The sequence below is a fragment of the Anabaenopsis sp. FSS-46 genome, assembly GCF_029891665.1.
In the GTDB taxonomy this organism is placed as follows: Bacteria; Cyanobacteriota; Cyanobacteriia; order Cyanobacteriales; family Nostocaceae; genus Anabaenopsis; species Anabaenopsis arnoldii.
In genome coordinates, this window is the sequence record NZ_JANQDG010000018.1 from 23,154 (window position 1) to 34,492 (window position 11,339).

2 protein-coding genes are annotated in these 11,339 nt (G+C 47.9%); both read left to right on the forward strand.

Translation table 11 applies throughout. From position 1 onward, the window contains the following. The first annotated feature begins 217 nt into the window (after nt 1-217). Nucleotides 218-10,609 carry an Ig-like domain-containing protein gene (locus tag NWP21_RS02120; RefSeq protein ID WP_280791433.1) on the forward strand — a complete coding sequence of 3,464 codons (10,392 nt, stop codon included), beginning with the start codon at nt 218-220 and terminating at the stop codon, nt 10,607-10,609. Between the two features lie 184 nt (nt 10,610-10,793). After that, a partial coding sequence (locus tag NWP21_RS02125) for a cohesin domain-containing protein (RefSeq protein ID WP_280791434.1) occupies nt 10,794-11,339 on the forward strand: 546 nt, incomplete at its 3' end.

Genomic DNA, 11,339 nt, shown 5'->3' on the forward strand with positions numbered 1-11,339 from the left:
AGGAGTAATCTGGATGACATCACTTATTCAACCGTTGTCTAGTCAGTACACAGCCCAAAGTATTGATCAGGAGTTCAGTGTGCAATGAACAACATCAAGTAGAGAATCTAGCTGTTGACTGTTAATCGTAATGGTCAATTGACTGGATGGGACATTTTCCCGATAAATTTACGATTATTAATCCGTGATCACCAATCTTAGATAGGATATTTCCACAATGGCAAATTTAATTATTACTCCCGTTAGTGTTGATATTGACGATAATTCCAGTGAGTTTATCCTCAACTACCGTCTGGAAAATTTTACAGATCCACGAGTATCCAGTGTGGGTCTAACGCTGTATTACAACAGTAGTCAAATTACCATAAACCCCAATAATATTCAGATTCCGTTTCCTAGTACCGGTATCAACGACTCTTCTTTCAATGTTGGCAATCAAGATAGTCTGGATGGAGATAATGATCCCAGCACCACAGATGGGATTTTCATCACCATCAATAATCTAAACGCAAGTGCGGTAAGCAATGTGTTTGCCAGAGTTCCTTTCCAAGTGGTTGGTGGTGCATTTGATCCTCAGGTGGGCACAAAAGTTAATTTTGTGGTCACAACAGGAAATGCCAGTATTACAGTCAATCCAATTCCTTCCGTAACGATCGCCAATCTTCCAGTCACTAACCAAAGCACAAGTGTCGCGTACAGAACCATCGCCGATGCGATCGCCGCTGCTAATGCAGGGGATACCATTCAAGTAGCATCAGGGACTTACGCAGAATCTTTCACCATTAATAAGGCGATCACCCTCATTGGACCAAATCAGGGTACCGCCGCAACAGCAAGTACCCGGGCAAATGACGCCAGGATTGACGGTAAGGTGACAATAGCAGCCAATAACGTCACCATCAATGGTTTCAGGCTCGATCATGCCAATGGTCCTTTAGCCTGGGAAGGAACCCCTGATAACTTTCAACTGCTCAACAGCTCCGTTACCGGGTATACAGCAGCCAATGCTCCTCGGTTCGGAGATGCTAACAACTACAACGGTCCTCAGTTAGTCACAGGATGGAATATCACTGGTAACTACATTGGTGACATGAGTGGTGAAGGTACAAGTGGTGCCTTGTATTTAGCTGGGCTGAATAATTCAGACATCAGTAACAACATCTTTGACCGTCCCCAAGCTGCCCACCTTTACCTGTCATCTCTTACCGATGTCAGAATAGAAAACAACACCTTCAACAACGGTGTTAATGACGGTAATCTATACTATTCAGGTTACTGGTTTGAAATCAAAGGAACCAACGACGGCGTATTAATCAAAGGTAACAGCGGCCAGGGTAACAGCGGTGGTATTCAGTTGTGGGGTGAACAATCCAGCAACTTTAAGTTTGACAACATCACCATTGAGGGTAACACCTTTGAGAACTTTGTCAATGCTGACCGCGATGGTAGCGGAATTGCAGGGAATAGGTCAGGAACAACCCCTGCGATCGTCGCTAGTGCTAGTGTAGAAAACGGACATTCCGGCAGTAACCTGGTCATCAGAGATAATACCATCACCAAAGACCTGGGGACACTGTTAAATAATACAGATCAGAGCAGAGATCTGCCCCACTTAATAGATATTCGTGGTGCCTTTAACGGTGTGACTATTCAGGGTAATAATCTGGCATATACCGGAGCAACTACCAACAATTTCCCCTTAGCAACTGGGTTGTCACTCACTGGTAGCCTACCAGGTGCTGTAAATGTCAGCAACAACCAATTCTCAGGAGGAGATGGTGCTACCCAACCTACTAGTTACTATGCTATTGACTTACAGCCGGTTTTCGTAAATGCTAATCAAACCCAGAATCCTGGAAAATACGGCACCTTTGCAGGTAACTTGAACATCACTGGTAATACCATCAGTGATTGGCAAGCAGGTGTTGTGCTGCGAAATACAGCACCAATTACAGGGGTTAACATTGCAGGCAACACCTTCAGCAACAATTTATCTAACGTCTTTGACGGTATTGCTCCTACCATCACAGCTGGTCAAAGCTTTACCTACCAAGAAAACCAAGATCCGGGTTTCGTTGTGGGCACAGTGGCGGCGAGTGATAACTTAAACAATACTGATAACGTTGGTATTAGAGATTATGCCATTGTCAGTGGGAATGGCAATGGATTTTTCAGCATCAATAGTAGTAGCGGAGAAATTTCCCTCACAGCAGCAGGTGTGGCATCTGCAGCCAACGACTTTGAATCGACACCCAATACTTTCACTCTAGGAATTACCGCCACGGATGCAGGCAATCTTTCTACTACTACTGATGTCACCATTACAGTTACAGATGATCCGACGGATACTATAGTAGCAACCCCTACTATCAACACAATCGCCGCTAATGATATTGTCAACTTTAGCGAAGCAGATGCAGGCTTTAACATCACAGGTACTGGTATACCTGCAGCCATAGTCAGCCTGGTATTTGACAGCGGTCGTGTGTTAGCAGGTGGCAACACAGTGACTGTAGGTGTTAATGGCACATGGTCAGTTAATGTAACCTTTGATGATGTAGATGTTTTTGACCAGGGAACAGAAGTTGTTACTGCCACCCAGAGGCTGAATGGCATTGACAGCGCATCAGTTACCAAACAATTCACAGTCGATACCGTTGAACCCACAGTCAGTATCGCCAGCAATGCCCCTGAGATTGCCACTAGTCCTATCACCTACACTTTCACCTTCAGTGAAGCGGTAACAGGCTTTACCGCAGATGATATTACAGTCACCAACGGTACTAAGGGAACCTTCACCCAAGTCAGCGGTACTGTCTACACCTTAGCAGTCAACCCTAATGCTAACTTTGACGGGGAATTGACAGTGGCTGTAGCAGGGGAAGCCGCCCAGGACGCCGCAGGTAATCCCAGCCTTGCACCCCAGCCAGTTGTGCAAAGGGTAGATACTTTGATACCGGCTGCTCCCACAATTAACCCCATTGCCGGAGATAATATAGTCAACAGCGTAGAGGCAGGTGGTTTTGCAATTATCGGGACAGGGGAAGTTGGCGCACAAGTCACACTCAGCTTTAGCAGGGGTATTGCTGACAAAACAGTACAAGTAGATGGTAATGGCACTTGGTCAGTTAATGTAACCGCCGCAGATGTAACCGCCTTTGGTGAAGGGTCAAAAACCATCACCGCTACCCAAACAGACCTAGCAGGCAATGTCAGCCCAACGGTGACTCAGGCATTCACGGTGGATACAGTTCGCCCCCTGACTCCATTCATTAACGTAATTTCAGGCAATGATATTGTCAACGCCACCGAAGCAACCGCAGGCTTTAACATCAGGGGTACTGGTGAAGCCGGGGCGACATTAACACTCAGCTTCTCCAGCGGTCGCACATTGGCCAGTGGCAATACCTTAGTAGTACCAGCTGATGGTAATTGGTCAGTACCCGTAACTGCAGCAGATGTAACCGCCTTTGGCCAAGGGACAGAAACCATCACCGCTAGGCAAACAGACCCAGCAGGCAATGTCAGCCTCACTTATTCTCGCTCCATTACGGTAGATACGGAGCTTCCCTTCAAACCGGTAATTAATACCATTGCGGGAAATGATATTGTCAACGCCACCGAAGCAACCGCAGGGTTTACCATCAGAGGCACAGGGGAAGCTGGAGCGACATTAACACTCAGTTTCAGTAGTGGTGATATTGCTAACAAGACAGTTCTTGTACCAGCTAATAATAGTTGGTCAATTGCCTTGACACCACCGGAGATAACAGCCTTGGGTGAGGGACAAAAGGTGATTACTGCGACTCAAACAGATGCAGTAGGGAATCGTAGCCAAGAAGCGACCCGCACCATTACTGTGGATACCGGAGCACCCCCAGCGCCCACCATCGGTAACATTACCCCCGACAACATTGTTAACGCTGCTGAGTCAGCAGGCTTTAACATCACGGGTACTGGTGAAGCCGGGGCAAGAGTGACATTGATCTTTAACAGTAACCGGGTTCTATTAGGTGGCAATACCGCAATTGTAGGTGCTGACGGCAACTGGTCAATTCCAGTCCAACCGGCAGATGTTACCGCCTTTGGTGAAGGGGCAGAAATTATCACTGCTACCCAAACAGATGTGGCAGGAAATATCAGTCAGCCAGCAACCTTGCCTTTTACAGTTGATACTGTGGCTCCGGGAGCAATTACTATTGACGCGATCGCAGGGGACAACATCGTTAACGCTGCAGAGGCCCAAGCAGGGCTTAACATCACAGGTACAGGGGAGAACGGGGCAACAGTCACACTCACCACTGGTACTGCTAGCAGAACCGCTGTGGTTACTGATGGTATCTGGTCAATTTCCGTGACCGAGGCAGAGATTACCGGACTGGGGCAGGGAGACATTGAGATTACTGGTACTCAAACAGACAGAGCAGGCAATACTAGCTCAGTAATCACCAGCACCATTACTTTGGCTACCCAACCGCCTGGTGCTCCGGGAATTAACGAGATTGCCGGGGACAACATCGTTAACGTTGATGAGTCACAAACAGGCTTTAACATCACGGGTACTGGTCAGCCTGGTGCAATAGTCAACCTGAGTTTGGATAGCGGCAGGGTTCTGCAGGCTGGCAACACGGTGACTGTAGCTGATGATGGTACATGGTCAATTCCCATATTCACTGCTGATATAACCGCTTTTGGTCAGGGAACAGAAACCATCACCGCTACCCAAACAGATATCGCTGGTAATACTAGTGATCCAGCCAACCTAACATTCACCGTAGACACCCTGGTACTGATTACCGCAGCAGACCAGAACATTGCTGCACGTCTCCAGGCAGCTTCTGCCCAGTCAGCCACCGTAGATGCCGCTGGTATGACTGAAGCCCAGTTAGCATCTCTGGTAGCAAATCTTGCCAAGATTCGGGATGGGGGGATCACTAATCTCAGCCTTAATAATGGCAATACCCTAGGGACAATCAATGGATTGCTCTCAAGCAGAACTGTAGCAGCAGGTACGGTTACTATTAATGCTTCTGATATTGGCAGTAACATCTTATCTGCCATTGCCACCAACATTAATAAGGTCAGCAGCCTCACCAACCTTGCCCTGAGCAATTCTGACACCGCCGGCACCATCGGGACTTTGTTGCGCAGTAACGCTGTAGCTGTCAATTCCGTATCAGTGAATGCAGAGGGCATGAACCAGGGGCAGCGTCAGTCCTTAGCTAACGCCATCGGCAAGGTTTCTAACCTGACTAACCTCTCCCTGAGCAACTCTGACACTGCATCTCTAATTACCACCTTGCTAGGCAGCGCCGCAGTTGCATCTGATTCTGTTGCTGTAAATGCCTCTGGTATGAATAGCGCCAAGCTCACAGCGGTTGCCAACCAAGTGGCTAAGGTGTCAACTCTCACCGATCTCACCTTGACTAATGCCAATACTGGTGATACTGCAAATGCAACGGTCATTACTAATTTGCTGAGTGCAGCAGCTGACAGTTCTGTGTCGGTGAGCACACAAGCCATGGGAACCGGCAAACTGAGCGCCATTGAAAATAACTTTAGGAAGGTTTCCAGTGCTGTCATCGGTGACGGTCAGACTTTGACCCTGGCGGCAGATACTGTCAATAACGCCACCATCAACGGCGACGGTACTCTCGCGTTAACTGGGTCGATTCAGTCTGACACATTCTTTACGAATATTAGATCAGGGACTATCAATTTAACCCAGGCTACTTTGGGCTTTAATGGTTTGACCTTGAGAAATTCCTCAGAATATGTCCTTACTCTGTCTCAGTCCAGAGACTTAATAGCTAACGGCACAAGCGCTCGTGACCTACTGACCATTGACCTATCAAATGTCGATTTTGACGAGGCTGAAATTTTCCAAGCAGGTTCCGAAACATATGGTCCGTTCATAACTTTATCTGGGCTTCAGGTTAATACTGCAGAGGGACCAGATGAGGTCAGTTTCAAGTTTCCCGTGTCTGATGACCCTACCTCCCAAAAACTGCTTCTGAGAAATGGCTTCCTTGATCTAGGTCTTGGTTTTGACGACACCATTAGAATTAGTGGTGGCGAGGTTTGGTACACAACGGCAGACTTCTCTCCTGGAAATTATGAAAGGGTGATCATTAACTCTGTTGGTAACTTTACTCTTGCTGCCTTCCGTCAGTTATTAGCAGCCGGGTTTGTACTATCTGGTGATGGCGTCTATGTAGTCCGGGGTGGTATTGGAGAGGCCGCCGATCCTAATGATCCCTTCTCCGAGTCAGACCCGGGTGGTGCAATTGATCTCACAGGTATTGGACAGAACTTTGAAGCAGGTGGAGTGGACTTCCCCACTATTCAATTTGTCGATTTAACCCAAGCAGATATACGAACCGCAGAAAATCCAACTGGGTTGCTCATTCTGCCCACAGCAACAGATAGACCTGTAGTACTGAAGGTGGGTGATTTAGAAGTCTATAGACCAGATATCATCCTCACAGATATTACAGTTTTTACTGCTCAACAGCTAATTGAGGCTGTGACTGGTGAAAATGCAGGCGATCTGACGAGCATTACTCTGGGTGCGAATATCACTCTCTCCCAAAATCTGGGGATTCCTAATACAACATCACTGAATTTCGCCAACAACACTCTCCTGGTGGCAAATGGTGCAACCCTCACCTTAACTACAGCACAAGCCAGTGGGGCGGCGATCGCAGGGCAAGGTACTGTAGTCCTGACTAACCCCGGCGATAACCTCACAGCAGATTTAAGTGATATCAACGTCTCTGAAGTGAGATTGGCAGTTGACGCGTCCCTGAATGTGACAGCAGCAACCCTGGTGCAGACCCTCACCTTCGATGTCACTGGCTCTGGTAATTTGACCTTAACAGCGGCTCAGGCTAGCGATCGCTCAATTACCAATGCTGGACAAGTGACGATTACTGGTTTAGGCAGCGATGAGGTTGACCTCAGCGGTATTACCGGTGCTGGTACTGCTACTGCTAGTTTATCCGCTCCGTCCGTGACCTTAGCAGGTGATACCAACCTTGGTAATGTCGCCGTCACACTTGCTGACCAAAGCTTGACCTTGAGTGCCGCCCAAGCCAGTGGTAAGACCATCACAGGTGCAGGAGCAGTCACAGTCACAGTCACAGGTTTAACAGCTACCACAAACCTCTCAGGTCTGAGTGCTGGATTAAATGTCACAGCCACGGTGACCGCAACCACAGATATCAGTGGTAACAATAACCTGGGTACGGTAGATACCTTCCAGGTCGATGCCGGAACCCTCACCTTGAGAGCCGCCCAAGCCACTGGTAAGAGCATCACAGGTACAGGAGCAGTCACAGTCACAGGTGTAAACGCTACCACTGACCTCTCACGTGTGAGTACTGGTTTAAATGTCACAGCCACGGTGACCGCAACCACAGATATCAGTACTAACAATAACCTGGGTACAGTGCCCTTCCAGGTCGATGCCGGAACTCTCACCTTGAGTGCCGCCCAAGCCAGTGGTAGAAGCATTACAGGTATAGGAGCAGTCACAGTCACAGGTTTAACGGCTACCACAAACCTCTCAGGTCTGAGTGCTGGATTAAATGTCACAGCCACGGTGACCGCGGACACAAATATTAGTGCTAACACTAACCTGGGTACGGTAGATACCTTTGCGGTAGGAAGCCAAAGCTTAACCTTGAGTGCCGCCCAAGCCAGCGCTAAGACCATCACAGGTACAGGAGCCGTTACAGTCACAGGTTTAACAGCTACCACAAACCTCTCAGAATTAGCTGATACCTTAGCAGTAACAGCTACGGTGACCGCGGACACAAATATCAGTGCTAACACTAATCTGGCTAGCGTAGATACCTTTGCGGTGGGAAGCCAAAGCTTAACCTTGAGTGCCGCCCAATCCAGTGGTAAGACCATCACAGGTACAGGAGCCGTCACAGTCACAGGTTTAACAGCTACCACAAACCTCTTAGGATTAGCTGATACCTTAGCAGTAACGGCTACGGTGACCGCAGCCACAGATATTAGTGCTAACAATAACCTGGGTACGGTAGATAGGTTCACTGTGAATGCCGGACAAAGCCTAACTTTGAGTGGAACCCAAACCAGTGGTAAGACCATCACAGGTACAGGTACAGTCACAGTCGCAGGTTTGGCAACCTCCACCGACCTCTCAGGTCTGGGTGATGATTTAAATGTCACGGCGATCGTCAAGACTGTGGAAGACTTAACTAGCTTCGATATCTCTGCGATCAATGCCTTGGAGGTAGAACCTAGTCAAGAACTGACCTTGACCGCAGCCCAAACCAGTGGTAAGAGCATTACAGGGAACGGTACTCTTAGGATTGTCGATCTGGCAGACTTCCCCACTCCTAATCTCAGCCAGATCGCGGACAGTGTTACAGTCATTGTGGATGGAACAGCAGTTAGCATTAATACGCCCGGTGATACCTTGCTCAATGCTGGTGAATCTGCGGCAACTAGCATATCTGGTAGTGCAATTGGGGCAGAAGGTCAGACAGTTACAGTTGTCTTTACCGATAGCAACGGTAACCAGGTAATAAGCACTGCTACAGTAGCTAATGATGCTTGGACTGTAATTTCTAACTTGAGTAGTTTGGGCGAGGGAGTTATTGGAGTTACGGCTACATCTGAGGATATAGCAGGTAATCCACTATCAGCTGATGCACCAGCATTGTTGACATTAGACTTCACCCCACCAGTAGCACCGATTATTAACCCGGTAACAGGGGATAACGCCGTCAACGCCACAGAGGCTGCAGCAGGCTTTACCATCACAGGTACAGGGGAGGAAGGAGCAACAGTTACCCTGACCCTTGGCGGTACAAATATCGGCACAGCAGTTGTAGAGGAAGGTGGTAACTGGTCTTTGGATATCGCCCCCGGTCAGCTAACTGGTCAAGAAACCCGCAACTTGGTGGCTTTTCAAACCGACGCCGCTGGTAATATCGGAGCGGAGCAGTCTCAAGAACTGTTGATTCGTACATCAGCGATCGCAGTTGCCATTACCAGCATCGGTAGTGCAGATAGCGTTGTTAGCGGTGTAGCAGGGGACAACACAGTAGTAGGTACTGCACAACCAGGTAATGTTATCATCCTCTTAGGACAGCAGGTATTGGGTGTAGCCACAGCAGATGCAAACGGCAACTTCACCTACAGCTTGAGTGCAGCCAACCTCACCGCCATTGGACAGGGAACAAATAAAACCATCACCGCTACCCAAACGGACGCCGCCGGTAATATAGGTACATCGGCTCCCTTTACCTTTGCGGTAGATACGATAGCTCCCACAGTTGCCATTACCAGCAGTTTGGCAGCAGGGGCGATCGCCACTGGCGACCCCATCACCTACACCTTTACCTTCAGTGAAGCAGTCATCAACTTTACCATTGATGATATTACAGTTACAAATGGTATCAAGGGAGCCTTCACCCCTAGCAGTACCAGCGTATATACTCTGGTGGTCACTCCACAGGCGGACTTTGCAGGTGATTTAACAGTTGCTGTAGCAGCAGCATCCGCCCAAGATACCGCAGGTAATCTCAGTCCCAGTGCAGAAACAGTGGTGCCGGTGGATACTGTCATCGCAGGTGAAACCTTTAAAGTCACGAATTTTGACCAGAACGCCAGTGGGTTTGTCTTAACATTCAATGATGACCTAAATCTCAGTGTCCTTAACCTTTACAGAGGAATAGATATAGCCAATCCACTAGCCCCGGTTACTGATTCACCAGACCTCACCCTCAGAGATGGTACCGGCACTATCATCAAGGGTTCCCTGATTTGGGACGAAGGCAATGCTGACACCCTCACCTTTGTTAAAACAGGTGATATTCTAGCACCCGGTAATTACACCCTCACCCTGGAGAGCCGTAGTGATGGTTTCGTCAGCAGCGGCGGTCGCCTACTCGATGGTAATGAAGATGGTTTATCTGGTGGTAACTTTGTGCGCCAGTTTACCGTGGATAGCCCCACAGTACCAGTCCTCACCTTACCTGACTTTAGCCGTGGACCAGATCAAGAGGTAAACATACGTGGGGGGGGTCAATTCAATCCTCTACCCATCCGCATCAGCAATCCCGGCGGCTTAGAAAACATCAGCTTCACCTTGCAATATGACCCAGACCTCCTGGCTATTACCGGAGCAAATGTAGCCGCTGCTGGCTGGACGACTACTAGTAGTGACCTGAATAGTACACCAGGACAAGCTCAATTTACTTTGACTGGGCCTGCCCTCAATGCTAGTACCGACTTAATCACCTTGAATGCTCAGGTTCGAGATACTGCGACCTACGGTGCTAAAGGTGTACTGCAAATACTTCCCGGTGCTGGCTTAATAGGAGACAGTGCCGTACAACTGGTAGCATTATTGGGAGACACCACCAAAACTGAAAGCTATTTTGCTGCAGATGCGTCCTTAATTTCTCGCGTCAATGTGGGACTTGATACGGGATTTAGGGCTTTCCCTGTGACTGATCCTCTGATTATAGGAGACGCTACAGGCAACGGAATATTAGACTCCGGCGATGCAACTTCTGTGCGGCGGGCATCTGTAGGTCTGTCTAGCCTACTCCCACCATTGGTTTAATACCCGGGGTATTTAAAGATTCAAATGGGGCGGTTTTACCGCCTCTATTTGGTTTAAATTCTCCATGGCTGACGGGACGCGATCCCTATCAGGTGGGGTCATTTTTCAAAAATATAGCGGAACGTATCAAGCCTTCTTTGAGTTCATCTTTAATCAGCCGTTCTGAGTATTTAGGAGAAACTATATGCCGAATATTTTTATTCCAACTGATCTCACAGTTAAAGTAGGGGAAAATATCCAAGTACCGGTTAATATCGATGATGCTACCGGAGCATTGGCATTCAATTTTACAATCATTTACGATAACAACTTAGTTGAGTTCATCAACGTTGAGAAAGGTAATTTAACAAGTAATTTTCTCAATTTTTTATCAAATCCTCAAAACGACCGAATTCTTGTAAGTATCGATCAGAACGAACCACTTCCTTCAGGAAGTGGTTCAGGTAGCATTGCCATCTTTACCTTTAAAGTTTCTGAAGACGCTTTACCGGGAAATACAAACTTCAGTGTAGTTAACCCAGTATTTAATATTCAGCGACTACCTAATTCAACTGTACCAGTAACCATTACCTCCTTATTCTCTATTGCTATTGCAGATAATTTAACCAGTAACCCAGGGGAAACAATCACAGTCCCTGTAACTCTCAATGGTGCTACTGGAGTTGACTCCATTAACTTTACAATCAATTACAACAGCGCCATTACTTTAACTGGGGTCAACCGTGGGGAC

Excerpts from the sequence above, each read along its gene's own strand:
- NWP21_RS02120 (WP_280791433.1), top strand. The coding sequence starts at position 218 with ATGGCAAATTTAATTATTACTCCCGTTAGTGTTGATATTGACGATAAT.